Below are 24191 nucleotides of genomic sequence, written 5' to 3'. Positions count from 1 at the left end.
CATGCAAGCTCGCGAATCCCTGATCCCTAATCCGTGACAAAGGGAGCGTATCCGACCGGGACTTCACTCACCTGCAGGTCTGAGAAGATCAAGGTCAAGTTGTGCGCGTTTGTTTCAATGCGCACCCCATGGAAGTCGATCCCGACGGCCTTCGACCAGCGGCGGGTCGCCTCGGACTCAGCGAGAAGCGCAGCTCCTGGATACATGCTGTGACACTTCACGCCCCAGACGTAACCGCCGAGATCTGGGTCAGCGGTCTCGTGGTCAAGGAGACGATCGTCCAAGGAGTCTCGCCAAGTCTCCGCGGTCACTGACGTCTCGCATTGGGCCTCGACGCAGTACCGGAAGAGATACCGCAGGTAAGGGCTGTCCCGTAATCCCCGGCGGGCGCACGACGACAGCTACGGCACCTCGCTGCGTTGTCGGAACGTCCGAATACGTCCAGTATGCGAACGCCCCTCCGCCTTGCGATGCACCGCATCTGACGCCGCGCGCTGATCCACCGGGGATTACGGGACAGCCCTTAGGCGGGCGCGATGCCAGTACTGGGTGCAGCGGTCGCGTAGATGATGACCTCGTAGTCGCGCATGTAGTTGGTGTATCCGTGGTGCACGACAGCGCGGTCGAAGGTCTCGTTCAGCATCTCTTCAAGTGCGGCGGTATCCATACTGCATTTCTATCTCACTCGTCGAGGCCCTCGACAACGAGCTGCACATGCGTTGGTCAGAGATCGCCCGGACAATTCCTAGTACGACGCTCCCCCAGCGTGCTGCGGCAGTGCCCGCCCTGGTGCATGCTCACGGGGAAGGCAGAGTACGGCCCTCGGGGGGGCGATATCAGGTGTTCGCTCAGCGGTTTGGGCATTTACACGTCTACATCGGCGGTGGCCGTGCGGCCGAGAACCCGAGAGAAGGCGTAAGAGTACGCATGCCAGGTACGCGAGAATCTGTGCAATCAACTCGGCGGCTGCTGCGCAGAACTCCGGTACGGCTTGGCGACGTTCACGCGCCGTTGTAGGCGATTGCAGGTTGGCCGCCACCCAAAGGCGAGCGTGCGCCCGTTTCGTCTGCTGCCGATAGGACTTGCACTCAACAACATACGTGGTGCCACCGTCTGCGATAGCAACCGCGTCCGGCCCTGCGAAGTCGCGACATACTTCTTCGGCTAGCGCGAGGATTTCCCGAAGGAACCACCGAGCGCGCGAGACTTGACCCGTTCTTCACGAGTGACACAGCTCCGCGCGGTGCTACCCAAGCCCAAATCCATCCACGCGAGCGCCGGCCGCGAGATCGAAAGGGCGCACCCGTGCGACGAGCTGTCCCGGGAGCTGTTCAGCGACCCCGACACGACCGTGGGCTACCTGGAGAACGGGCACCGTCGCTACACCGAGCGGGGCAAGCTTCCGTGCCCCGTCGTCAGCGTGGCTCGCTCGCCGCTCAAGGAACCGGAAGACTTCCTGGTCGGGCAGCCTGTCGTGTTCTCCACGGAAGCGCTTCTGCGACAGCGGAACGACATCCTGCACGGGCGCCCCGCCCTGGTCATCGGCACCGGAAAGCTGGGGAGTTCGATCGCGCGGCTGCCGCACGTCAAAGGCGTTCGTGTCATCGTCCACGACGTGGACCCCGTGCGCCGAGCACAGGCCATGGCGCAGGGGTTCGAGGTGGCCCGAGACCGTGACCAGCTCGGAAGACGCGTTGGAGTTGAGCGGGCTCCCCTCGGGTTACACCCGCGACAGTGCCGGCGAGCACGTGACCTGCTACAGCACTCGGGGGCACTACTTCCATCTGCTCAACGGGGGTGAAGCGGTCAACTTCATCCATGGCGCGAGCGTTGGACCGTTCATCGCGCTCGTTCAGGGCGAACTCTTGGCAGGCGCCGCCAAACTCGCCCGGGGGGACCTGAACAGCGCTATGCATGAGGTGTCCACCGCCGACCGGGAAGCCATCGCGGCTGCCTGGCTCCACTACTACAACAGGTGATCGAATGCCCATCACAGCAGACCACATCCGTACGACCGTCGCCGAGTACGCCAACGCGCACCCCGAGGACAAGCACACGCTGGCCCCGCTCGGTGAGCTGCTGGACCTGGGGGCCGACGTGACGAGCCGGAAGGAGTTCCGGGGGCACGTGACCGCCGGGGCGGTTCTCGTCAACGACCAGGGGGAAGCTCTGTTCATCCGTCACGTGGCACTCGACAAATGGCTGACCCCCGGCGGGCACCTGGAACCCGAAGACGCGAACCTGACGGGCGCGGCGCTGCGTGAGCTCATCGAGGAAACGGGAATTACGCTCAGCGTCTCCCCCGTGCAAGCGACCCCCGTGCACATCGACGTGCACCCCATCCCCGCCAACGACAGCAAGGGGGAGGGCGCCCACTGGCACGCGGACTTCCGTTTCCTCTTCCGCATGAGCGGCGACCAGGCCGTGAAGCTGCAACAGGAAGAGGTGAGCGGGTACGCGTGGCGCAGCGTGGACACGATCTCTGATGATGTCCTGCGCTCGCGGGTCGCTGCCGCGCTCCGCTAGGTAGGTTCGCCGCCGGGCCCGTGTGCTGGTCAGGCCGGCGCCCGGCGCAGGATGAATTCGTTGCCGTCCGGGTCCAGCAGGGTGCCGGACTCCGTGTGGTGGGCGCCCAGGGATGTCAGGCGGGCGATCTCCTGCGCCTCGTCGGCGTCCGGCGGGAGGGTCAGTTCGAAGTACAGGCGGTTGGTGTCGGTCTTGGGGTTCACCGGGGGGCCGCCCCAGGTGAGCTTCGTGCCGCCCCGGGGGGACTGGATGGCCGTCTCCTCGTCCTGGTCCCACACCAGCGGCCAGCCCAGCGCCTCGCTCCAGAAGTAGCCGACCGCCTGGGTGCCGTCGCAGGCGACCGCGCCGATGAACGCGGTGTCCGCGAGGAACTTGTTGCCCGCCGCGATCACACAGAACTCGTTGCCGTCCGGGTCGGCGAGGACGACGTGCGTCTCCTCCGGGGACTGGCCGATGTCGATGTGCCGGCCGCCCAGTTCGAGGGCGCGGGCCACCGTGGCCGCCTGCTGCTCCGGGGTGGCGCTCGTCAGGTCGAAGTGGGCCTGGTTCTGGCGGGTCTTCGGCTCCCGGCTCGCCGTGAAGCGGAGGGCGAAGCCCTCGCCGCCGTCCGGCGGCAGGACCGTGCCGTCGGCCGCCCGCTCCCGGCCCAGAAGGTCGGCCCAGAAACGGGACAGGGCCTCGGGGTCGCTCGCGTGGAAGCCGATCGCTGAGAGGTGGAGGGCCATGATCCGTACGTCTCCGGTCTGTTGGCGGCGAACCCGCGCATCCTAGGAAGCGCGTACGCGCGGCGCACCCCGATTTCCCGCGCACCGGCTACGCCGCCCCGGTCCTCAGTCCAGGGTCACCCTGGCCGCCACCGGGAGGTGGTCGCTGCCCGTCCTGGGGAGGGTTCGTACGCGGTCGACCGTCGCGTCACGGGCCAGCACCTGGTCGATCCGGGTCAGTGGGAAGGACGCCGGGAAGCTGAACGCGAAGCCGCGCCGGGGGACGGAGAGGCGCGAGGTCAGGGGCGCCAGGCCCCGGTCGTCCACCGTCGCGTTGAGGTCGCCGAGCACGAGCAGCGGGCCGGCCGTCTCCTCCGCGTCCAGGGCCGCGCCCAGCAGCCGGGCGCTCTCGTCGCGGCGGGCCGACGCCAGACCGGTCACGCCGATCCGGATCGACGGCAGGTGCGCCACGTACACCGCGACCTCGCCGTGCGGCGTCGCGGCCACCGTGCGCAGGCCCCGGCTCCACGGCTCCTCGATGTCCGCGGGCCGGATGTCCACCGTCCGGGTGCCGGTCAGGGGGTGCCGCGACCAGAGGCCCACGGTGCCCCGGACCTCGTGGAACGGATACGCGGGCGCGAGCGCCTTCTCGTACGCGGGCAGCGCGTCCGGCACCAGTTCCTCCAGGGCGATCAGGTCGGCGCCCTCGGCGGCCAGGACGCGCGCGGTGCCCGTGGGGTCGGCGTTCACATCGCTCACGTTGTGCTGCACGACGAGCAGGTCCCGCGCCCCGTCGGCCGGGTCCGCCGCCGGGAGCAGCAGCCCGCCGAACGCGTACGCCCACGCCGTGACCGGCAGCACCACCGCGAGCAGGGCGAGCGGCGCCCGGCGCAGCGCGGCGAGCGCGAGCAGGGGGACGACGGCGAGCCCGAGCCACGGCAGGAACGCCTCCAGGAGACTGCCCAGCCGGCCCGGCGTGTTGGGCACGGCCCGGTGCCCGACGAGCAGCGCGGCCGTCAGGGCGGCGAGCCCGGCCAGGACCCTGCCGCGCCGCCACCGCGACGGCGCGTCGGCCTCCCGTGTCACCCCCGCCCCCGGTTCCCCGTCGTCCTGCGCAGGCGCGAGCGCACCGCCCGCTGGGCGACCGGGCCCAGGTCGTCCAGCGCCGTGGCCAGGGCGGCCAGTTGGTCGAGGGAGGCCAGGGCGCGTTCGGCGCCCGCCGGGTCCACGCCCTCGTACAGTTCCAGGCCGACGAAGGCCGCCGATGCCGCCTTCGCCAGCCCCGGAATGTCCACGAACTCCGCCAGCGGACTGCCCGCCAGGACGCGGATCAGGACGTTTTCGATCTCGTCCGTCCACAGCGTGAGCCCGGCGGCCGTGGCGGTCGCCAGGCGGGGCTGGGTCTGGCCGCCGGCGAGGAGCTGACCGAGTACGGCGACATGGCCGCCTGCCCGCTCGGAGGCGTTCAGTTCGCGGGCCACGGCAAGGAGTTCACCCAGCGAGCGCACCTGATCCAGCCGCTCGCGGTAGGTCGCGAGGCGCTGTTCGGCGCCGTGTCGGCAGGCGGCGGCCAGCAGCTCGTCCACCGTGCCGAAGTGGTAGAAGACCAGGGCCTGGTTGACCCCGGCGGTCGCGGCGATGCTCCGCGCGGACGTCTTGGCGATGCCCTGCTCGGTGAGCGTGGCGAGCGCACCGTCCAACAGCTTCGTACGGGTCTCGGCCCCGCCGCCGCCCGCACCTTTCAAGTCCCCGCCCGCCTTCTTCACGCGTGCGCTCACGCCCTCGCTCATGCCCGTGCCTCCTCGCGTACCGGCCGCAGATCCTGCCGTACGCGGCCGGCCGGCGCGTACTCGGCGGTGAACGAGCCCTGATAGCCGAACAGCGGGCCGAAGCGGCGGTTGGTGACCTCGACCCGGATGCGGAAGCGGCCCGCCGCCTCGTCGTACGACTCCCGCACCACCGCGTCGCCCCCGATCAGCGCGGGCACCCGGGCGTCCACGCGGCCCTCCCGGAAGCGGTGTTCGCCGGAGCGGATGACGAGGGCGCCGGCCCCGTCCACCGAGAGGTGCAGATCCGTGGCGAGGTGCTGGTGTGTTCCCAGGTAGTCGACCACGCAACCGCGCTCCGGGCTGTGGACCATCGTCGCGTCGAAGCGCCGGGGGCCGTCCGGGAAGGCGAACGTCCGGACGAAGGTGACCGTTTCGCGGCCGTAGGAGTCCGTGAAGGGCACGTTCTCGATGGTGAACGGGATGTTCCGGCCGGAGCGCGGGAGCAGGATGTTGCGGGTGGCGCCCAGCGCGAGGAACGGGCGTACCCAGCTGCCGCCGTGCCACACCCGGTCCATCACCCCGCGCCCCGTGCAGGACTCGCCGCCGGCCAGCCCCACGGAGAAGCGGCGCCGGATCTGCGGGTGGAGGCGGTCGAAGTCGGCCCCCAGTGCCTGCTGGAAGATCGAGGTCACGGCTGCTCCAGGCGGTCGAGAAGGGCGGGCGGCGCGCCGGCGTCGGTGCCGGTGCCGGTGCCGCGCCCCGGCGGGCGGCGCAGGCAGCGGCGGGCGGACGGGGTGCCGGGCAGCGGCGGCAGGAGGAGGGCGGCGAGCAGGACGGCTACGGCGACGAGGAGGGCGGGCACGGAGCCGAGCCCGGTGGCCCAGGGCCCTCCGCCCCAGGAACCGGCGCCCCAGGAACCGGCGCCCCAGGAACCGGCGCCCCATGCCCCGGCGGCCCATGCCCCGGCGGCCGACGCCCCCGCCACCCACACCGCTCCGGCCACCGCCCCCGCGCGGACCGCCGCCTCCGCGAGGCCCCGCAGGAGCGCCCGTTCCGGGGTGACCCCCCGCTCGCACCACAGCCGCAACCGGTCGAACGACCAGGCGGTCGCCCAGCCCATCAGCGGCCGGAAGACCAGGCGGTCCGCGAGCCGGCCCGGCCGGCCCCAGCGTGGCTCGTAGTCGTACCCGGTGAGGAAGCGGAGCCCGTCCGGGCCGGGCACGTAACGCCAGTACCCCCGCCCCTCCGTGAGGAACGACAGCGGATGCGCGCAGGCGAAGCGGAGGGCCGAGGTGCGCGTGCTGTCCGGGCGGTGGCGCTCGCCGGCCGAGACGCCCGTGCCGGCCACGAGGAGGCCGGGCAGCACCCGCACCCCGTACGTGAAGCGCTGCGGCTCCCCCTCGGCGACCGGCAGATACACGATGCGCGTGAACCGCAGGTCCCACCGCTGGTGCTGGGCCGGGTCCTGGCTGCGTTCCCAGACGCACTCCAGGCCGGCCCGTATCCGGGCCTCCACATACAGACCACCGGCCATCGGCCCCACCCCCGTACAGACGGTTTGAGCGGTCGCTCAAATCGTTTCCCGGCAGAGAGTAGAGGAGTTTGAGCGACTGCTCAAATGCTTGGGGCGGCCGTCACGGGGAAGGGCGCGCCCCCGCCCCGCTCAGCGCCCCGGAAACCGCTCCCCGCACGCGCTGCAGAACACCGGCGCCGACTCCTGGGACATCCGCCCGCACTCCGGGCAGACCCGGTCCAGCGAGCACGGCGCCTCGCCACCCTCGTACGCCCGCACCGCCGGCTTGATCGCGAGGCCGGGGCGGCGGCGGTGCACGGTCAGATAGGCCAGCCCCTCCGGGCCCGCCGTCAGGGAGCGCCGCGACGTACGGGGCAGCCAGGTGGCGGTGCTCGGGGTCAGCGTCAGGGGCTCGGAGCCGTCACCGGGAACGAGCCGGCCGCCGCCCGCGAGAACCACGAGGAGAACGTCGAGCGCGTCCTCCTGGTGCTCCCCCACCTCGGCCCCCGGCGGCAGCCGCACCAGATTGGCGTCCAGCTCCCTCCCCCGCCGGTCGAGCTGCCACAGAGCACCCCGGTCATCGGGGCCCGCGGCGGCGAGCAGGTCATCCAGCACGGCGAGTATCTCGGGAGTCGCGTTCACGACGCCCAGGCTACGACCGCGCGTAAGCTGTGCGCCCTTCCCGTACGCCCCACCGCCGAAACCGCCGCACGCCGCCGCACGCCGCCGCACGCGGCCGTACGCACCCCAGCGAGGAGACGCCGCGTCATGTCCGATGAGAAGTACCCGCCGATCGAACCGTACGAGCACGGCATGCTCGACGTCGGTGACGGCAACCACGTGTACTGGGAGGTGTGCGGGAACCCCGAGGGGAAGCCCGCCGCCGTCGTGCACGGCGGGCCCGGTTCGGGCTGCGGAGTGGGGGCGCGGCGGGTCTTCGACCCGGAGCGGTACCGGGTCGTCCTCTTCGACCAGCGCAACTGCGGCCGGTCCACCCCGCACGCGAGCGACCCGGCCGTGGACCTGCGGCACAACACCACGGACCACCTGATAGGCGACATGGAACGCCTCCGCGTCCACCTGGGCATCGACCGCTGGCTGCTGCACGGCGGCTCCTGGGGCTCCACGCTGATCCTGGCGTACGCCGAGCGGTACCCGGAGCGGGTCAGCGAGATCGTCATCCCCTCGGTGACCACGACCCGGCGCTCCGAGATCGACTGGCTGTACCGGGGCGCGGGCCGCTTCTTCCCGGAGGCGTGGGAGCTGTTCCGGGCGGGCGTCCCGGAGGCGGCGAGCGACGCCACACCGGACGTGCTCGCCGCGTACGCCCGGCGCACCGCGGACCCCGACCCGGAGGTCCGGGCGCGGGCGACGGCCGACTGGTGCGCCTGGGAGGACGCGGTGCTGTCCCAGGAGGCGTACACCGGCCCGCCCCCGTTCAGCGGCCGGCCCGACCGGGCGCGGCAGGCCCTGGTCCGGATCTGCGCGCACTACTTCTCGCACGGCGCCTGGCTGGAGGAGGGGCAGCTGATCCGGGACGCGGGGCGGCTCGCCGGGATTCCCGGAGTGCTGGTGCACGGGCGGATGGACATGGGCGGACCGCTGATCACCGCGTGGGAGCTGGCCAGGGCGTGGCCGGACGCCGAACTCACCGTGATCGACGACGCCGGCCACCTCGGCGGAACGGCGACCCGCCGGGCGCTCATCGCGGCACTGAACCGGTTCGCCGGCCGCCGAGGGTTCCGGCAGCCCCATATCCACCTCGGCCTTACGCCGACCGCTCAGGAGCACTGCAGGATCGGCAGCAACCTGTCCGTGTCGGTACGCGTGCCTCAGCAGCAGCACATCCGTTCGGCAGGCTCGACCAGAGAAGGAATCACGTCAACAGACCACTGATTTATTGCCATTTCCTTCGGCGTTACGCCAAAAGCACCGACCGCCGATCTCGCGAAATTCCGCTTCTGCTTCAACCAGAGCGGGTCGGCTATCCAATTTCATCCGTCGAATCTAGAGGAATCGCCCAACGATTTTGCGCCACAGTGGCCGATAGTACTGACATTGCGGGTCGCCCGACAGTAGACGGCTTCAGCGGGGCCACATGTGAGTGGCCATCGGCTTGCGTGCGCAAAGGGTTTCGCCGCGTGTCGCACACAACTTGCCTCCCGCTATCCGTGGTTGATCGGGACAGTGTCGCGGGGTACGTTCCTTGAGCACATCCCGGCCAGACCAACCGGGTCTGCATACGGGAAGAGTTGAGGGGGAGCAAGCCTGCGGGGGACCTTTTAGGTTTCCACGCCAGTTCAGGTCGCCCAAGCGGGCTTCCTCCCCTTGCGATTTAACGCAAGGAGATTCTACATGAACCGAAACACTGTCCGCATGGCGGCGGTTTCGGCCGTGGCCGCTCTCACCGTCGGCACCGGCGCCGGTTTGGCTCAGGCGTCGGAGACCAACACGCGTCCGGCCACCATCCAGACAACCCTGTCCGCAGCCGACGCCCGCGCCCTCCTCGCAAGCCCGGCCATCACGGCCGAACTGACGGCGGGGGAAGCGCAGGCGTTGCGCTCGGTCGCCAACGGCACCGCCACCGAGGCTGAGACCCTCCGCGGCCTGGGTGGTGCCGCCAAGGCCATCTTCAATCTGCTGAAGAAGAGCGGGAAGACCCTGAAGCGGGCGGCCAAGGCCGCCAAGGCCGGGTACAGCCAGCTCCGGGCGTACATGCAGGGTCTGCCCTGGTATCACCCGGCGCGCATTGCCTGGATCGCGGCCAGCGGGGAGACCCACTACCAGCTGTACCTCTTCCTCCGCGACCTGGCGGTGTAGGAGAAGGGTGGTGCCCCGGCACCGGGGCACCACCCGCCGCCGCAATGTCCCTGCGGCGTGCGTCCAGACCGCGGTTTCTGGAGAGAAGCATTCCGATGGCTACCACCAAACCACCTCCCGGCCTGATACACCTGTGGCTCTCGTCCGCCTACTTCATCACTCCGGCGTTCATCTCGTTCAACGTGTTCGACAGCCAAGGCTGGGGTTGGGGCCTGATGGCAACCAGTCTTCTGGGGCCGTTCGCTGCTGCGGTCTGGAGCGCTGTCCGCCGTGAATGGCCTGGCGCGTTCGTGATCTTCCCACTCGGGGCGGTGGCTCTGATCTCAGTGCTCTTCGGCCTCACCAAGGGATTCACCTGGCCCTGACCAGGAGCCAGGATCACATGTGGAACGTAAGGAACATGCTGTGCCGCGAGGGGACGTACTGGCCGAGGCGCGGAACCTGCGGCGCTCGTTCGGCAGCAGGTCTGTGCTTGATGACGTGTCATTGACCTTGCACGCAGGCAAGGTAACCGGCTTGGTCGGCGCAAATGGTGCTGGGAAGACGACCGCCATCCGGTTGATGCTGGATCTTGCCCGGGGTGGGGGGAAAACACTCTTCCTTGGCCGGCCGCTGCATGATTGGGGTTCCCCCGGAAGCATCGTGGGCGCAGTGCTCGGTGGAGTGGCGGGCCACCCGAAGCACCGGGTCCGGTCGCACCTACGGATGGTGGCAGCCGGTTGCGGCGCGTCCGACCGACGTGTCGAGGATGTGCTGGAGCAGGTGGGGCTCGCGCAGGCCGCCCGGCTGAAACTGTCACAGCTCTCCCTCGGAATGGCACAACGCTTGGGAATCGCGCAAGCGTTGCTGGGCGACCCCCCGGTACTCATTCTGGACGAGCCCGCAAACGGTCTCGACCCGCACGCGATCCGCTGGCTGCGTGACTTCTTGCGGGCCCAGGCCGCTCAGGGCAGGGCAGTGATGGTGTCCAGTCACCTGCTGGGCGAGATGGAGCAACTCGCGGACCGTGTAGTGGTGCTGTCGCGGGGCCGCGTCGTGGCCGCCTCGTCGATCGCAACCCTGTTAACGAGAGCGCGCGGCCAGGCTGTGGTAACCGTGCAGACGCCGGACATGCCGAAACTCTCGCGTCTGGTGAAGGAGAAGGGTGGCGAACTCGAACCGGCGGGTGGGTCGAGCGCGCGCATCACGGGCCTGGATCGGATCAAGGTTGCCACCATGGCAGCGGAGAGCCGTGTGCCCCTGCACTGGCTGTCCGAGGAAATGCCGTCACTGGAGGACTTCTATCTCTCCATTGCGGAAGAGGAGTTCAGGATCTCATGACCGAGTCCCCGGCACGCACTTCTCCCTCCGCCGGTGTATCCGTACCCCCGTCTGTTATGCCGCGAGTGATCCCGGTCAACAAAGCGTTCCGCAACGCGTGCCGATACGAGTGGCGACATCTCACAGGCCTGCGCTCCACATGGGTTCTTCTGGGTGTGGTGGCAACGCTGAGCCTGCTGACCGGACCTGGCCTCCTGTTCGACCTGGACAGGACGCGGGAGATCAGCGCCGCGTCGATGGGCGACTTGCTGGCATGGGCACCCATGGCGACCCAGCTCCCCATGCTGTGCTTCTTCGTGCTGATTCTCGGTACGGGCCCGGTCTCCACCGACCTGGTCCGGGGCGCGGCGCGCACGACATGGCTGGCTGTCAACGGGTGTCGAGTGGCATACGCGGCAAAGGGAGCGGTCGGGTTCCTGGTGGGCGCTCTCGTCGCGACCGCCAGCGCGCTGGTGGGCGCGATCTCGGCAGCCATCGTTCTCGCTGTTTCCGGAGCACCGCAACCGACGTGGGGCGCGGTGTTGGTCCCGGTGCTCCGGTTCGTGCTGTGGATGGGCTGCTGGGCACTGCTGTGCATGGCGCTGGTGGCGCTGATGCGGAACAGAATTGTTCCGGTGCTGGTGCTTTGCATGTGGCCGCTGCTGGCCGAGCGACTGGCAGGTCTGCTGCTGGAACTCGTGCCTGGCCTGGATGGGGTGGCCGACTGGCTACCCTTCGCGGCCGGCCGGGCGATGCTCACCGACATCTCGGCGCTGCCGGAAGAGGATCAATCATTCGCGACGGCCATGGTGGGCTCGGATCTCTCGACGCCCGTGGCTCTGATGGTCTTCCTGCTCTACACGACAGTGCTGACCACGGCGGGCTACTGGGTGTACAGCCGCAGGGAGGCCCCGAGCGGCTGATGCCCACACTCTTCACCGACAGGTCGGGCAGCGGCGCCCCACCACGTTGCCCGGTCCGCTCACCAGGCGAATGCCTCGGGGGATGGCCCCGGTCCCGGGAAGATGTCGTCCAGCCCCGCAAGAATCTCGTCGCTCAGTTCCAGTTCCAGGGCCCTGACGGCACTTTCCAGCTGCTCAGCGGTACGGGGACCGACAATGGGGCCGGTGACGCCAGGACGGGTCAACAACCACGCGAGCGCCACTTCGCCGGGCTGGAGGCCGTTCTCGCCGAGGAGGTCTTCGTACGCCTGGATCTGCTCACGCGTTCCGGCGTCCTTGAGGGCTTCTGCCGCGCGACCGCCGGCGCGACGTCCCTGCCCGGACTCCTTCTGCAGGACACCGCCGAGCAGCCCCCCGTGGAGCGGGGACCACGGAATGACACCCAGGCCGTAATCCTGTGCGGCTGGAATGACTTCCATCTCGGCACGGCGCTCGGCGAGGTTGTAGAGGCACTGCTCGCTGACCAGGCCGTACGTTCCGCGCCGGGCTGCGACCTCATTGGCCTGGGCGATCTTGTAGCCAGGAAAGTTGGATGACCCCGCGTAGAGGATCTTGCCCTGCTGAACCAGGACGTCGATCGCCTGCCAGATCTCTTCGAACGGCGTCGACCGGTCGATGTGATGGAACTGGTAGACGTCGATGTAGTCGGTCTGCAACCGCTTGAGGGAGGCATCGACGGCCCGGCGGATATTCGCTGCGGAGAGCCTGTCGTGGTTGGGCCACGGCTCGCCGTCGCCCGCCATGTTCCCGTACACCTTGGTGGCGAGCACGGTTTTGTCACGCCGGTCGCCGCCCTGGGCGAACCAGTTACCGATGATCTCCTCGGTGCGGCCCTTGTTCTCGCCCCACCCGTACACATTTGCGGTGTCCACGAAGTTCAGACCCGCGTCGAGCGCGGCGTCCAGGATGCTGTGACTGGCCGACTCGTCGGTCTGCGGACCGAAGTTCATCGTGCCGAGGACGAGTCGGCTGACCTTGAGACCAGTACGTCCGAGCTGGGTGTACTTCATGGTCCACCAGCCAACTGCTTCGAGCGCCCTCCAGGCAAGGAAGCCCGGCGATGCCGACGGAAGTCCCCCCGGATGCCTCTACGACGCGACGCGCGAGGCCCACAGGGGCCTCCGGGACGCACACTCCTGGCAGGGCAGGGCCTGCCCTGGCCTAGCCGAAGGCGGCTGCCACGGCGACGACGGCGAACATCAGCACGAGCACCACGGCCATGACGCGGTTTCTGGTCTTCGGGTCCACCCGACGAGCGTAACCGGACTGGCCCCCGTGACCACGAAGCGGCCCCGCCCCGGAGCACCGGGACGGGGCCGCCGAGGCGTCCGCGTAGGGCTACGCCACCGTGGCGAGGCGCTCGCGCGGCACCACGCGCACCTGGGGGCGGCCCTGGTGCAGGCCCACCTTGAGGCGCAGGCCGCCGACGCGGACCAGGATCGCGCCGATGACGAGGGCCGCCAGCATGGACAGCGCGCCGCCGAACACCATGCCGGTGCGGGCGCCGTACGCGTCGCTGATCCAGCCGACGATCGGGGCGCCGACCGGCGTACCGCCGACGAACACCATCATGTACAGGCTCATCACCCGGCCCCGCATGGCCGGGTCGGACGCCATCTGGACGCTGGTGTTGGCGCTGATGTTGGTCGTCAGGCCGATCATGCCGATCGGGACGAGCAGCAGCGCGAAGATCCAGACGGCCGGTGCGAGCGCCGCGACGATCTCCAGCAGGCCGAAAGCCGTGGCGGCGACGACCAGCATCCGCAGCCGCGAGGAGCGGCGGCGGGCGGCGAGCAGGGCGCCGGCCAGCGAGCCGGCGGCCATGAGGATGTTGAAGAACGAGTACATCCCGGCGCCGCCGTGGAAGATCTCGTCCGCGAAGGCCGTCAGCCAGATCGGGAAGTTGAAGCCGAAGGTGCCGACGAAGCCGACCAGGACGATGGGCCAGACCAGCTCGGGGCGGCCCGAGACGTACCGCAGCCCTTCCCGCAGCTGGCCCTTGGCGCGCGGCACGATGACGGCCTTGTGCAGCTCGGCGGGGCGCATCATCAGCAGGCCGATGATCGGGGCGGCGAACGAGAGACCGTTGAACATGAAGGCCCAGCCGCTGCCGACCGTGGTGATCAGCACACCGGCGACGGCGGGGCCGATGAGCCGGGCGGACTGGAAGTTCGCCGAGTTCAGGCTGACCGCGTTGCGCAGCTGGGCGGGGCCGACCATCTCGGAGACGAAGGCCTGCCGCGCCGGGTTGTCGACGACGGTGACCATGCCGAGCAGGAACGCGATGAGATAGACGTGCCACACCTGCACCACGCCGGAGAGCGTGAGGGCGGCGAGCACGACGCCGCAGGCGCCGAGGGCCGCCTGGCTGACGAGCAGGAGCTGCCGCTTCGGCACCCGGTCGGCGATGACACCGCCGTACAGGCCGAACAGCAGCATGGGGAGGAACTGGAGGGCCGTGGTGATGCCCACGGCCGCGGCGGACCCGGTGAGGCTCAGGACGAGCCAGTCCTGCGTGATGCGGGACATCCAGGTACCGGTGTTGGAGATCACGGCGCCCGTGGCGAACAGGCGGTAGTTGCGTATCTTCAGCGACGAGAAGGTCCCGCCGGTCTTGCTCTCGTGGGTGGAAGTCGGTGCGGGGGCGGAGTCTGCTCCGGTTCCCGTACTCAAAAGGGTTCGCCTCCTCGGGCGTGAACGGTGTGTGACTGACGAGGGCCCGGTACGGGCCTACAGGTGGGCCAGCTTCTCCAGCACGGGCGCCGCGTTGCGCAGCGTCTCCCACTCGTCCTCGTCCAGGCCCTCGGCCAGGGTGGTGAGCCAGGCGTTCCGCTTCTTGCGGCTCTCGGCGAGCATGGCCTCGGCCCGCTCGGTCTGGCTGACCACCTTCTGGCGACGGTCGTCGGGGTGCGGTTCCAGCCTGACCAGGCCCTTCGATTCCAGCAACGCGACGATGCGGGTCATCGACGGAGGCTGTACGTGCTCCTTGCGGGCGAGCTCACCGGGAGTGGCCGAACCACAACGGGCGAGGGTCCCGAGCACCGACATCTCGGTCGGGCTGAGCGACTCGTCGACGCGCTGGTGCTTGAGGCGCCGGCCGAGCAGCATGACGGCGGAACGAAGGGAGCTCACGGCGGCGGCACTGTCGCTGTCGTGGATCAGGTCAGGCATGTTTGTTAGCGTAACTCATTACCTACTCTAAAGACCACTTGTGTTACACGCGCGAGAGCGGGATCACCTGGCGAGACCACCAATCGATCACCCGAACGAGTGAGTCGGCGGTGGAAAATCACGCACGACGGGCCTGCGGGACGTAACCCTGCATGCCATGGGATCGACAGTGCTCAGCCTGCGCATAGACGGTGAGCTGCTCGACCGGCTCAAGCAGCATGCCGCAAAACGCGGAATGAGCGTCCAGGACTATGTGGTCCGGACGCTCATTCGCGACGACTTCGACGAACGTTTCCAGTCGGCCGTCGAGGAGACGGAGAAGTTCTACGCCGACGAGGCCGGCTGACCGCCGGCCCCGCGACGCCCTTACGTGAGGCCCAGCGCGGGCATCATGTAGTAGAAGACGAAGACCGCCGACACGACGTACATGGCCACCGGCACCTCGCGACCGCGCCCGGCGGCCAGCCGCAGCACGCTGAACGCGATGAAGCCGATGCCGATGCCGTTGGTGATCGAGTACGTGAACGGCATCATGACCATGGCGAGGAACGCCGGGATCGCGAGCGTGTAGTCGCTCCAGTCGATGTCCCGCACCGAACCGGCGATGATCAGGAAGCCCACCGCGAGCAGCGCGGGGGTGGCCGCCTGCGACGGGACCATGGTCGCCAGCGGCGTGAGGAACAGCGCCACCGTGAACAGCAGGCCCGTGACGACGCCGGCCAGCCCCGTACGGGCCCCCTCGCCGACGCCGGCCGTGGACTCCACGAAGCAGGTCGAGGCGGACGAGGAGCTGGCACCGCCCGCGGCGACCGCGACACCGTCGATGAACAGCACCTTGTTGATGCCGGGGAAGTTGCCCTCGGGGTCCGTCAGCTTCGCCTCGTCGCCGACGCCGAGGATGGTGCCCATCGCGTCGAAGAAGCAGGACAGCAGCACGGTGAAGACGAACAGGATGCCGGTCAGCACGCCGACCTTCTGGAAGCCGCCGAACAGGCTGAACTCACCCAGCAGCCCGAAGTCCGGCGTCGACACCGGATTGCCCGGCCACTCCGGGACGGTCAGCCCCCACGCCTTGGCCGGCAGGTCCGCCACGGCGTTGACGACCAGCGCGAGGACGGTCATCGCCACGATGGAGATCAGGATCGCGCCCGGCACCTTGCGGACGAGCAGGATCAGCGTGAGCAGCGCGCCGAGGACGAAGATCAGGACCGGCCAGCCGTTGAGGTGGCCGTCGCCGCCGAGCTGGAGCGGGACCGTGGTCATCGCCTTGTCGGGGATGCGGGAGACGAAGCCCGAGTCCACCAGGCCGATCAGCAGGATGAACAGGCCGATACCGATGGCGATGCCCTTGCGGAGCGACCCCGGTACGGCGGTCATCACCCGTTCCCGCAGGCCGGTCGCGACCAGCAGCATGACCACGATGCCCGCGAGGACCACCATGCCCATGGCGTCCGGCCAGGTCATCCGGGGGGCGAGCTGGAGGGCGACGACGGTGTTGACGCCGAGCCCGGCCGCCAGCGCGATCGGCACGTTGCCGATGACGCCCATGAGCAGCGTGGAGAACGCGGCGGTGATGACGGTCGCGGTGACCAGCTGGCCGCCGTTGAGGAACTGCTCGTTCACGTCCTTCGCGCTGCCGAGGATGATCGGGTTCAGCACGATGATGTAGGCCATCGCGAAGAAGGTCGCGAATCCGCCACGGATCTCGCGGCCTACCGTCGACCCCCGCTCGGAGATCTTGAAGAAGCGGTCCAGGCCGCCGGAGGGCTGGGGAGCCGGGGGCGGCGTGGCATCGACCTTGGCGGTGGCCGAGGGGGACATGGATGACCTCAGTATCAGTACGTACGCACAAGGGGTTAAAAGTGGTCAGCTTTGGACTTTCACACGAATAATTCGAGCCAGTCTGAAGCAGATTCAGTATGAATACATAAGGCGAAGATCGCTATCTCCGCGCGTAGACCCTTCGCCCGACCGGCCCGGCGACGCTCGTGTATGGGCCGCATACACTGACCGCATGGCGAAGTGGACACCGAAGCACGAGGCACCGGAGCCCCTGGAGGGCCCGATCGTCGCGACGATCACCGGCGGCACGATCCTCTGGTTCGTCCTCTTCCTCGTCCAGATCCCGTTCTACAACTGGTTCGACGACCACGGCCGCCTGTGGTGGGTGTGGACCTGCCTGGCCGGCGCGGGCCTGGGCCTGATCGGCATCTGGTACGTACGCGGCCGCGACGCGGCCCTCAAGCGCGCGGCAGCCGCGGCGGAGACGGAGACGGCGGCGGGCCCGCAGGCCGAATAAGGCCCCGCCCGTACAACCACGGGACCATTTCTCTCCTCCCCCGGTCTGATCTTCGTACCCCCGGCGGGTGTCGCGGACGTTCCACCCGTACCGTCTGAACCATGACGCAGCGGGCATCCAATCCCTCCGGGGAGCAGCGAACCGGCGCCACCGGGCGGCCGGCCACGATCGACGCCGGGGCGGAGCTCGACCCGGTCCACCCGGTCGAGCTGCCGGACCCGCCCGCCGGGGGCGGGCTGACCTCGGCGGAGGTGGCCGAGCGGGTCGCGCGCGGCGAGGTCAACGACGTACCGGTGCGGTCCTCGCGGTCGATGGCCGAGATCGTCCGGGCCAACGTCTTCACCCGGTTCAACCTGATCATCGGCGTGCTCTGGGTGATCATGCTGTTCGTGGCGCCGATCCAGGACAGCCTGTTCGGGTTCGTGATCGTCGCCAACACCGGCATCGGCATCGTGCAGGAGTGGCGGGCCAAGAAGACGCTGGACAGCCTCGCGGTCATCGGCGAGGCCAAGCCCGTGGTCCGGCGCGACGGCACGGCGGCCCCGATCCACACCTCCGAGATCGTCCTGGGCGACTTGGTCGAGCTGGGCCCCGGCGACAAGGTCGTCGTGGACGGTACGGTCGCCGAGGCGGACGGCCTGGAGGTGGACGAGTCCCTGCTCACCGGCGAGGCGGACCCGGTCCTCAAGCGGACCGGCGACACGGTGATGTCGGGGAGCTTCGTCGTCGCCGGCGGCGGCGCGTTCACCGCGACGAAGGTCGGGCGCGAGGCGTACGCGGCGCAGCTCGCCGAGGAGGCGTCCCGCTTCACGCTCGTCCGCTCCGAGCTGCGCACCGGCATCTCGACGATCCTCAAGTACGTCACCTGGATGATGGTGCCGACCGCGATCGGGCTGGTGATCAGCCAGCTGGTGGTCAAGGACAACAACATCAAGGACTCGATCGCCCGCACGGTCGGCGGGATCGTCCCGATGATCCCGGAGGGTCTGGTCCTGCTGACCTCGGTGGCCTTCGCGATCGGCGTCGTGCGCCTGGGCCGCAAGCAGTGCCTCGTCCAGGAGCTGCCCGCCATCGAGGGCCTGGCCCGGGTCGACGTCGTCTGCCTGGACAAGACCGGCACGCTCACCGAGGGCGGCATGGACGTCACGGAGCTGCGGGCGCTGGGCGGCGACGCCGACGAACCGTATCTGCGCCGTGTGCTGGGGGCCTTCGGCGCGTCCGAGCCCCGCCCCAACGCCAGCCTCCAGGCGATCATCGACGCCTACCCGGCGCCCGCGGAGGGCGGCTGGCAGGTCACAGGCACGCTGCCGTTCTCCTCCGCCCGCAAGTACAGCGGCGCCGCGTTCACCGAGGACGGCGGCGCGTCCTCCGCCTGGCTGCTGGGCGCCCCCGACGTGCTGCTCACCGAGGACGATCCGGCGCTCACGGAGGTGGACCGGCTCAACGAGCAGGGGCTGCGCGTGCTGCTGCTGGCCCGTGCGCGGGGCGAGCTGGAGGCCGCGGACGCGGCGAAGGGCGCCGAACCGGCCGCCCTGGTCGTCCTGGAGCAGCGGCTGCGGCCGGACGCCGGGCAGACCCTCGCCTACTTCGGGGACCAGCGCGTCGCCACGAAGGTGATCTCCGGGGACAACGCGGTCTCCGTCGGCGCGGTCGCCGCGAAGCTCGGGATGCCGGGCGCGGAGCACCCGGTGGACGCGCGGCGGCTGCCCGCGGACCCGGACGAGATGGCCACGGTGATGGAGGAGAACGCGGTCTTCGGCCGCGTCACCCCGCAGCAGAAGCGGGAGATGGTCGCCGCGCTCCAGTCGCGCGGGCACACCGTCGCGATGACCGGCGACGGCGTCAACGACGTCCTCGCGCTCAAGGACGCGGACATCGGCGTCTCGATGGGCTCGGGCTCCGAGGCGACCCGCGCGGTCGCCCAGATCGTGCTGCTGAACAACAGCTTCGCGACCCTGCCGTCCGTGGTCGCCGAGGGCCGCCGGGTGATCGGCAACATCACGCGGGTGGCGACGCTGTTCCTGACGAAGACCGTGTACTCGGTGCTGCTGGCCGTACTCGTGGTCTGCTTCCAGGTCGAGTACCCGTTCCTGCCGCGCCACCTGACGCTGCTGTCCACGCTGACGATCGGCGTCCCGGCGTTCTTCCTGGCGCTGGCCCCCAACAAGGAGCGCGCCCATCCGCACTTCGTGCGCCGCGTCATGCGGTACGCGATCCCCTCGGGCGTCATCGCCGCCGCGGCGACCTTCGTGACGTATCTGATCGCCCGGAGCCACTACGCCGGTACGGGCGCGCTGGACGCGGAGACGAGCGCGGCCACGCTGACGCTGTTCCTGGTCTCGATGTGGGTGCTCGCGATCATCGCCCGGCCCTACACCTGGTGGCGGATCTGCCTGGTGGCCGCGATGGGGCTGGCGTTCCTGGTGGTGCTGGCGGTGCCGTGGCTCCAGGACTTCTTCGCGCTGAAGCTGGTGGGCACGCAAATGCCGTGGACGGCCGTGGGCATCGCGGTGGTCGCGGCGGCGGCGCTGGAGTACGCGTGGCGGCTGGTGGGCCGCCGGTTCGGGGCGTAGCCGCTCCCCCGGCGCGGAGGAGCGGCGGTGCGGTACGGGTTCAGTCGAACCAGCGGTCGCGGGCCAGCTCCTCCGTGCGGGACGGGTCCTCCAGCAGGGCCGCGACCTCGAAGCGGCGGGGCCACTGGCCCGCCGACCAGGCCAGCCCGGCCGCGACGCCCTCCAGCGTCGCGGCGTGCACCACCCCGTCCGGGGTGCGCCGCCAGTCCAGCTCGACGCCGCCGGCCCGCAGTTCGCCGTGCTCGACGTAGGTGTCCGGGGTCGCGGGCCCGAGCAGTACGCGGACGGACTCCGGCACCTCGTGCTCCTCGCCGTCGCTCGTGACCCCGGCCTCGACGCTCTCGCCGAGCCGCCGCACCTGGAACAGCTCGGCCAGCTCCGCCGCGTGCGCCGGGGCGACCGGCAGCAGCGGCAGCCCCTCGGTGAGCGGCAGCAGGTCCGGCGCGTCCGCGATCACCGCGTCCGCCGCGTCCACCACCCGCACCTCGCCGTCCACTACGGCCCGCAGCGCGTCCGGCAGCGTCACCTGTTCCGGGTCCAGCGCGGCCAGCGCCGTGTACAGGGCGTGCAGCTGTACGCCGCTGACCGGGCGGTCCTCGTCGGCGAGCCGGCCCAGCAGCTCGGCGGCCCCGCCCGGCTCGTCCAGGAGGGCGTCGACCGAGGTCCGTACGCCCAGGGCGCGCAGCACCTCGGCGTCCTCGAAGCCGGTCGCGTCGGCGGGGTCGTACAGCCCGGCGAGCCGGGGGTCGCCGCGGTGCGCGCGCAGACCGGCCGGGCGGCGGCCGTCCAGGACGGGGTGGCCGCGCAGCCACCACGCGGTGTACGGGCGGACGGATCGCGTGGTGCCGTCCGGCAGCAGCACCCGGACCGGCTGGGTGAGCGCGTCGCGCAGCGGCGGCCGGGCGAGCATCGCGAGGGCCTGCGGCCAGGCGTCGTCGTCCACGAGGTCCAGATCGCGTACGGCGACCAGTTCGGTGGCGACCGGCGGCACCGGGCTGTCCGGGAACTGGTCGAGGATGTCCTCGCACCACACGTCCACCGCGTCCAGCAGCCCGGCGTCGTCCGGCTCCGCGAAGTCGCCGTCGCGGGGCTCCAGTTCGTCCGGGTCCAGGACGACGTCGGTGGCCCGTACCAGGGCGAAGCCGGCGAGCACCCCGCAGGCGGTGAGCGGCTGTTCGCCCCAGCGGTCGGCCAGCTCCGCGTCGCACAGGGCGAGTTCGCCCTCGCGCATCACGGCGGCGAACGGGCTGTCCGGCAGCACGAGTTCCCCGGCGGGGGCGAGTTCGCCGTCCTCGTCGGTCAGCGCGAGGGCCCCGAGCCAGGGCTCGTCGCTCGGCTCCAGACCGGCGTCCCGGACGAGGGTGAGCACGGTCTCCACCAGCTCGTCCCCGTCGAGCGCGTCCTCGTCCCAGATCTCGCCCGCGTCCAGCGAACCGGCGACGGCGGCCCGCACCTGCGGGGTCGTCAGGACCGCGCGCGGGGTGGCGGGCAGGGCGCCCAGCTTCTCCAGCAGCGGATGCGCGGCGTCGGGGTGGGCGACCTTGAGCCCGAGGCGGCCCAGCCGGTCGAGAACGGGCCCGGACAGCGCGTCGGGGACCGGCAGCAGGACCTGACGGGGGCCGATGGTGGTGCGCGGCGGCGCGGGCGCTTCGAGGTCGCCGCCCGCCGAGCCCGTGCCCGCCAGCGGGACCGGCAGCCCCGACAGACGGTCCGGGTCCACACCGGCCAGGCTGTCGTACAGCCGCCGCCACCAGGCCGGATCGCGTTCCAGGCCCGCCAGCCGGTCGATCGCCTCCGTCAGCGGCACCCGGGCGACGCCCAGCGTGCGCAGCTCCACGCGCCGTTCGAGCCCGGCGGGCAGCAGGCACGGCAGCACCTCGGCGAGCACGGTCACCGTCCGCTCGCCGACGCCCTCCACCACCTCCGCCTCGACCGGCCGCAGCGCGACGGTGTCCTTGCGGACGCTCTCCTCGCCGTCCCAGCCGTCCCAGCGCTCCGGCTCGGCGGCCGGGTCGCGCGGGGCGGCGGGCGCCAGGAACGCCACGCGCGGCAGCCGCTCCAGGATCGCGCCGCGCAGCGCGCCGTCCAGCCCGCCCTGCCCCAGCGGGCCCGGCACCAGGCCGATCGTCGCGACGGAGACCGGCTCCCAGTCGGCGAGCAGTTCCGCGTACGCGTCGGCCGCGCGCTCGACCAGGAAGTCGGTGAGCGGTCCGGGCGCGGGGTGCCTGCGGGTGGTGTCCAGCGGCAGCGTGGCGATGAGCAGCGCGGGCAGGCCGAGCGGCTCGTCGGTGGGCGTCGGCGCGTGCACGACGGGGGCGGTGCGCGGGTGGAGCGGGGCGCCGTCCGCGTCGACCGGGACGGCCCAGGTCACCGACCAGTGCGGGCGCAGCCGCTCCTCCAGCGGCCGGCCGGTGAGCAGGGCGGGCTCGATCGGGCCGTGCTGTGCGGCGGTGCGCCAGCGGTGGGTGCCGTGCGCGGAGTCCTCGATGTGCGTGTACGGGCCGTGCTGCGAGCGGCGGAGCGTGCGTACGGCCTCCGGCGTCTCGACGGTCACCTCGTCAAGGCCGGTCAGCGTGAGCAGCAGCGCGTCGTCCACGGCGGCCAGTAGCCGGCCCACCAGGTCCTCGGCGACCCCGTCGCGCAGCGGCAGCACGACGACGGTGTCGTAGCCGTCGGGCGCGGTGCCCTCGGCGGGCAGCGGGAGGCGCAGCAGCGGTACGTGGCCGTCGCGGCGGCGCAGCTCGTCGCCCAGTCCGGGGCTGCCGATCGCCGCCTGCCCGGCCAGTTCGCGGGCCTCGGCGAGGGACCAGCGGACGCCGCCGTGCCGGCCGACGATCGCCGGTTCGTCGCTGACCGCGAGGACGGCGGCGAACCCGACGCCGAACCGGCCCACGGCGCCCTCGTGGCCCTCGCGCTTCGCGGAGGCGCGCAGCGTGGACAGCGACTCGACGCCGGTGGCGTCCAGCGGGGCGCCGGTGTTCGCGGCGGCGAGGACGGCGGGGGCGCCGTCCGTCGCGGGGCGCAGGGTGAGCCGGAGGCGGCCGGGGACTCCGGCGCGGGCGGCGGCGTCGGCGGCGTTCTGGGCCAGCTCGACGACGAGGCGGTCGCGGTAGCCGCCGAGCGCGAGGTCCTCCTCGGCGTTGGCGTCCTCCCGGAACCGGGCGGGCCCGGCGCCCCAGGCGTCGAGTACGCCGCGCCGCAGCCGCGCGGTGCCGAACGGGTCGCCCTCCGTCGCGTTGATGCCCATGGGGTGCTCCCTCTGCCGGTCCGGAACGCGTACCCCGCGAAGCTACCGGGTACCGCCCGAACCCACCCACTCACCGCCCCCGGAGCACCTAGTCCTCCGGGGTCCCCGAGGCGGAAGCCTCACCGTGCAACGGATACTCGTCGACCCGCACCGTGTCCAACGCGTGCGGCACCGCCGCGGGCGGCTTCGGCATGACCGCCGCCTCCGAGTGCCCACCGCACCCGTACGCCAGTGACACCACGTGCCCGTCCGCCGGACCGAACTCGTTGGCGCACACCCCGAACGCCTGCCGCAGCGAGCCCGCGAGCGGCATCAGGAAGGCGCAGGAGACACAGGAGGCCGGCGCGGCCTGCGCCATCGGCGTCTTCGGCCCGAACGCCTCGTCCCAGCGGTCCGCCGCCGAGTGCAGCCCGTACCGCGAGAGCACCCGCGCCCGGCGCATGCCCAGCTCGTCGGCCACCGAGGCGATCGAGCCTCGCGCGGTCGCGTCCGGGCGGGTCGTCAGCTCGGCGTCCTCCACGTCCACCAGGTCGGCCAGCTCGCCGCTGACCTCGCCGACCGCCGAGTTCGGCGGGACCTCGTCCGCGCCGGTGTACCCCGGCTCCAGGCGCAGGTCGTCCGCCTCGGTCGGCAGCAGGTCGCCGGGCCCCATGTCGCCGGGCCGCAGCCGCTCACTCCACGGCACCCACTCCGGCGCCAGGATCGCGTCACTGCCGGGCAGCAGCACCGTCTCGTCCAGCGTGACGTTCTTCGCGCGGGAGGCCCGCGCGACCGTCACCGCCCAGCGCCAGCCCCGGTAGCCGGGGTCCTCGCACTCGAAGTAGTGCGTGACGACGCGGTCCCCCTCGGAGACCACGGCCACATGCTCACCCACGACCCCCGGAGCGGCCGCCTCCTCGGCCGCCGCGCGGGCGAGGTCAACGGCCTCGGCGCACAACCGGTCGGGAGCGGGGGTACGGGCGGTACGGGCCGTACGGCCTCGCGTCGTCGCAGCACTCACAGGTCTCGCTTCTCTCCATACGCCAGTCTCACGAGCGCGCCAGCACATCGACCATCGATTTCGGCCATACGGTCACGGACGGAGCGGACCTGGGGGCCGCGTCGACGTCCGTACCCGTTGAGCCGACCTCGGGCACGCCTTCCGCGATCCATTCTGCGGGATCGCCGAGAGGCGCGCGGCCGAGAACAACCGCCGGTGGCGCGCTAAGCACGCTACCCTCTCCGCCGCTCCCCGCCCACCTGCCGTCCCTAACGACGCCGTATCGGCCATGCCCCGACGCCCCCCGTCACCTGGCAGATCACTGACCC

At 70.9% G+C, this 24191-nt stretch carries 23 protein-coding genes and 2 pseudogenes; 10 read left to right on the top strand and 15 right to left on the bottom strand.

Annotation, left to right across the window (positions count from 1 at the left end):
• Window positions 1–26: 26 nt before the first annotated feature.
• The 3 genes and pseudogenes from DNK56_RS36810 to DNK56_RS36805 form a co-directional block, all read right to left on the bottom strand.
• Window positions 27–362 (bottom strand): annotated as a pseudogene (locus tag DNK56_RS36810) (YxiG-like protein); the annotation flags it as partial.
• A 167-nt stretch (window positions 363–529) separates the two neighbouring features.
• Window positions 530–667, bottom strand: a pseudogene (locus DNK56_RS35045) (YxiG-like protein); the annotation flags it as partial.
• A 579-nt stretch (window positions 668–1246) separates the two neighbouring features.
• Window positions 1247–1612: a hypothetical protein gene (locus tag DNK56_RS36805; RefSeq protein ID WP_446750420.1), complete on the bottom strand. Its 366-nt coding sequence runs from the start codon at window positions 1610–1612 to the stop codon at window positions 1247–1249.
• Here DNK56_RS36805 and DNK56_RS36800 point away from each other — a divergent pair.
• The gene (locus tag DNK56_RS36800; protein ID WP_446750475.1) at window positions 1496–1801 is read left to right on the top strand and encodes a hypothetical protein; all 306 of its coding nucleotides are present in this window, start codon (window positions 1496–1498) and stop codon (window positions 1799–1801) included. The genes DNK56_RS36805 and DNK56_RS36800 overlap by 117 nt on opposite strands.
• A gap of 182 nt (window positions 1802–1983) precedes the next feature.
• Window positions 1984–2526 (top strand): NUDIX hydrolase, encoded by a 543-nt coding sequence (locus tag DNK56_RS20450; protein WP_111336862.1) that lies wholly within the window; start codon window positions 1984–1986, stop codon window positions 2524–2526.
• A 29-nt stretch (window positions 2527–2555) separates the two neighbouring features.
• On the opposite strand, the gene DNK56_RS20445 is transcribed toward DNK56_RS20450, so the two are convergent.
• From DNK56_RS20445 to DNK56_RS20420, 6 genes are all read right to left on the bottom strand, one after another.
• On the bottom strand, window positions 2556–3251 hold the full coding sequence (locus DNK56_RS20445; protein ID WP_111336860.1) for a VOC family protein: 696 nt from the start codon (window positions 3249–3251) through the stop codon (window positions 2556–2558).
• 105 nt (window positions 3252–3356) lie between these two features.
• A complete protein-coding gene (locus DNK56_RS20440; RefSeq protein ID WP_111336858.1) occupies window positions 3357–4316 on the bottom strand; it encodes an endonuclease/exonuclease/phosphatase family protein in 960 nt (319 codons plus the stop codon).
• Window positions 4313–5020, bottom strand: a complete 708-nt coding sequence (locus DNK56_RS20435; RefSeq protein ID WP_241990019.1) for a TetR/AcrR family transcriptional regulator — start codon at window positions 5018–5020, stop codon at window positions 4313–4315. Before DNK56_RS20435 ends, DNK56_RS20440 begins: the two co-directional genes overlap by 4 nt.
• Window positions 5017–5691 carry a DUF4166 domain-containing protein gene (locus tag DNK56_RS20430; protein ID WP_111336856.1) on the bottom strand — a complete coding sequence of 225 codons (675 nt, stop codon included), beginning with the start codon at window positions 5689–5691 and terminating at the stop codon, window positions 5017–5019. Before DNK56_RS20430 ends, DNK56_RS20435 begins: the two co-directional genes overlap by 4 nt.
• Entirely contained in the window at window positions 5688–6533 is an 846-nt protein-coding gene (locus DNK56_RS20425; RefSeq protein ID WP_111336854.1) for a hypothetical protein, read from the bottom strand. Before DNK56_RS20425 ends, DNK56_RS20430 begins: the two co-directional genes overlap by 4 nt.
• Before the next feature lie 129 nt (window positions 6534–6662).
• Window positions 6663–7154 (bottom strand): hypothetical protein, encoded by a 492-nt coding sequence (locus DNK56_RS20420; protein WP_111336852.1) that lies wholly within the window; start codon window positions 7152–7154, stop codon window positions 6663–6665.
• Between the two features lie 126 nt (window positions 7155–7280).
• On the opposite strand from DNK56_RS20420, the gene pip reads away from it, so the two are divergent.
• The 5 genes from pip to DNK56_RS20395 all read left to right on the top strand — a co-directional run bounded on the left by pip (window position 7281) and on the right by DNK56_RS20395 (window position 11554).
• On the top strand, window positions 7281–8408 hold the full coding sequence (gene pip / locus DNK56_RS20415; protein WP_111336850.1) for a prolyl aminopeptidase: 1128 nt from the start codon (window positions 7281–7283) through the stop codon (window positions 8406–8408).
• A 459-nt stretch (window positions 8409–8867) separates the two neighbouring features.
• Entirely contained in the window at window positions 8868–9332 is a 465-nt protein-coding gene (locus DNK56_RS20410; RefSeq protein WP_146610448.1) for a hypothetical protein, read from the top strand.
• A 95-nt stretch (window positions 9333–9427) separates the two neighbouring features.
• Window positions 9428–9697 (top strand): hypothetical protein, encoded by a 270-nt coding sequence (locus DNK56_RS20405; RefSeq protein ID WP_111336846.1) that lies wholly within the window; start codon window positions 9428–9430, stop codon window positions 9695–9697.
• 19 nt (window positions 9698–9716) lie between these two features.
• Complete coding sequence (locus DNK56_RS20400; protein WP_111336844.1) at window positions 9717–10652, top strand: ABC transporter ATP-binding protein; 936 nt, start codon at window positions 9717–9719, stop codon at window positions 10650–10652.
• A gap of 65 nt (window positions 10653–10717) precedes the next feature.
• Window positions 10718–11554 (top strand): hypothetical protein, encoded by an 837-nt coding sequence (locus tag DNK56_RS20395; RefSeq protein WP_146610449.1) that lies wholly within the window; start codon window positions 10718–10720, stop codon window positions 11552–11554.
• 59 nt (window positions 11555–11613) lie between these two features.
• Here the strand turns inward: DNK56_RS20395 and DNK56_RS20390 are convergent, their stop codons facing one another.
• From DNK56_RS20390 to DNK56_RS20380, 3 genes are all read right to left on the bottom strand, one after another.
• Complete coding sequence (locus DNK56_RS20390) at window positions 11614–12603, bottom strand: aldo/keto reductase (RefSeq protein ID WP_111336840.1); 990 nt, start codon at window positions 12601–12603, stop codon at window positions 11614–11616.
• A 328-nt stretch (window positions 12604–12931) separates the two neighbouring features.
• Window positions 12932–14266, bottom strand: a complete 1335-nt coding sequence (locus DNK56_RS20385; RefSeq protein WP_111336838.1) for an MFS transporter — start codon at window positions 14264–14266, stop codon at window positions 12932–12934.
• A gap of 57 nt (window positions 14267–14323) precedes the next feature.
• Entirely contained in the window at window positions 14324–14764 is a 441-nt protein-coding gene (locus tag DNK56_RS20380) for a MarR family winged helix-turn-helix transcriptional regulator (protein ID WP_111336836.1), read from the bottom strand.
• A 157-nt stretch (window positions 14765–14921) separates the two neighbouring features.
• On the opposite strand from DNK56_RS20380, the gene DNK56_RS20375 reads away from it, so the two are divergent.
• Complete coding sequence (locus DNK56_RS20375; protein ID WP_111336834.1) at window positions 14922–15110, top strand: ribbon-helix-helix protein, CopG family; 189 nt, start codon at window positions 14922–14924, stop codon at window positions 15108–15110.
• A 20-nt stretch (window positions 15111–15130) separates the two neighbouring features.
• Here DNK56_RS20375 and DNK56_RS20370 read toward each other — a convergent pair whose 3' ends face one another.
• A complete protein-coding gene (locus DNK56_RS20370; protein WP_111336831.1) occupies window positions 15131–16585 on the bottom strand; it encodes an NCS2 family permease in 1455 nt (484 codons plus the stop codon).
• Between the two features lie 193 nt (window positions 16586–16778).
• Here DNK56_RS20370 and DNK56_RS20365 point away from each other — a divergent pair, with 193 nt between their 5' ends.
• Together DNK56_RS20365 and DNK56_RS20360 are read left to right on the top strand one after the other, a co-directional pair.
• Window positions 16779–17063: a DUF2530 domain-containing protein gene (locus DNK56_RS20365; protein WP_111336829.1), complete on the top strand. Its 285-nt coding sequence runs from the start codon at window positions 16779–16781 to the stop codon at window positions 17061–17063.
• A 101-nt stretch (window positions 17064–17164) separates the two neighbouring features.
• Window positions 17165–19636, top strand: coding sequence for an HAD-IC family P-type ATPase (locus DNK56_RS20360; protein WP_111336827.1), 2472 nt, complete (start codon window positions 17165–17167; stop codon window positions 19634–19636).
• 40 nt (window positions 19637–19676) lie between these two features.
• On the opposite strand, the gene DNK56_RS20355 is transcribed toward DNK56_RS20360, so the two are convergent.
• Window positions 19677–22883 (bottom strand): sacsin N-terminal ATP-binding-like domain-containing protein, encoded by a 3207-nt coding sequence (locus DNK56_RS20355; protein WP_111336825.1) that lies wholly within the window; start codon window positions 22881–22883, stop codon window positions 19677–19679.
• Between the two features lie 88 nt (window positions 22884–22971).
• Window positions 22972–23883 carry a DUF3027 domain-containing protein gene (locus tag DNK56_RS20350; RefSeq protein ID WP_199563664.1) on the bottom strand — a complete coding sequence of 304 codons (912 nt, stop codon included), beginning with the start codon at window positions 23881–23883 and terminating at the stop codon, window positions 22972–22974.
• Window positions 23884–24191 lie beyond the last annotated feature (308 nt).

Origin of the sequence: Streptomyces sp. AC1-42W (genome assembly GCF_003248355.1) — a bacterium.
Classification (GTDB): domain Bacteria; phylum Actinomycetota; class Actinomycetes; order Streptomycetales; family Streptomycetaceae; genus Streptomyces.
Note: the sequence above shows the minus strand (reverse complement) of the source record. Positions and strands in the feature narration are given on the sequence as shown.

What these genes read in the sequence shown, in the direction of transcription:
- DNK56_RS20450 (WP_111336862.1), top strand. Translation starts at nt 1,984, where the DNA reads ATGCCCATCACAGCAGACCACATCCGTACGACCGTCGCCGAGTACGCC.
- DNK56_RS20445 (WP_111336860.1), bottom strand. Translation starts at nt 3,251, where the DNA reads ATGGCCCTCCACCTCTCAGCGATCGGCTTCCACGCGAGCGACCCCGAG.
- DNK56_RS20435 (WP_241990019.1), bottom strand. Translation starts at nt 5,020, where the DNA reads ATGAGCGAGGGCGTGAGCGCACGCGTGAAGAAGGCGGGCGGGGACTTG.
- DNK56_RS20425 (WP_111336854.1), bottom strand. Translation starts at nt 6,533, where the DNA reads ATGGCCGGTGGTCTGTATGTGGAGGCCCGGATACGGGCCGGCCTGGAG.
- pip (WP_111336850.1), top strand. Translation starts at nt 7,281, where the DNA reads ATGTCCGATGAGAAGTACCCGCCGATCGAACCGTACGAGCACGGCATG.
- DNK56_RS20410 (WP_146610448.1), top strand. Translation starts at nt 8,868, where the DNA reads ATGAACCGAAACACTGTCCGCATGGCGGCGGTTTCGGCCGTGGCCGCT.
- DNK56_RS20405 (WP_111336846.1), top strand. Translation starts at nt 9,428, where the DNA reads ATGGCTACCACCAAACCACCTCCCGGCCTGATACACCTGTGGCTCTCG.
- DNK56_RS20390 (WP_111336840.1), bottom strand. Translation starts at nt 12,603, where the DNA reads ATGAAGTACACCCAGCTCGGACGTACTGGTCTCAAGGTCAGCCGACTC.
- DNK56_RS20380 (WP_111336836.1), bottom strand. Translation starts at nt 14,764, where the DNA reads ATGCCTGACCTGATCCACGACAGCGACAGTGCCGCCGCCGTGAGCTCC.
- DNK56_RS20375 (WP_111336834.1), top strand. Translation starts at nt 14,922, where the DNA reads ATGGGATCGACAGTGCTCAGCCTGCGCATAGACGGTGAGCTGCTCGAC.
- DNK56_RS20370 (WP_111336831.1), bottom strand. Translation starts at nt 16,585, where the DNA reads ATGTCCCCCTCGGCCACCGCCAAGGTCGATGCCACGCCGCCCCCGGCT.
- DNK56_RS20365 (WP_111336829.1), top strand. Translation starts at nt 16,779, where the DNA reads ATGGCGAAGTGGACACCGAAGCACGAGGCACCGGAGCCCCTGGAGGGC.
- DNK56_RS20360 (WP_111336827.1), top strand. Translation starts at nt 17,165, where the DNA reads ATGACGCAGCGGGCATCCAATCCCTCCGGGGAGCAGCGAACCGGCGCC.
- DNK56_RS20355 (WP_111336825.1), bottom strand. Translation starts at nt 22,883, where the DNA reads ATGGGCATCAACGCGACGGAGGGCGACCCGTTCGGCACCGCGCGGCTG.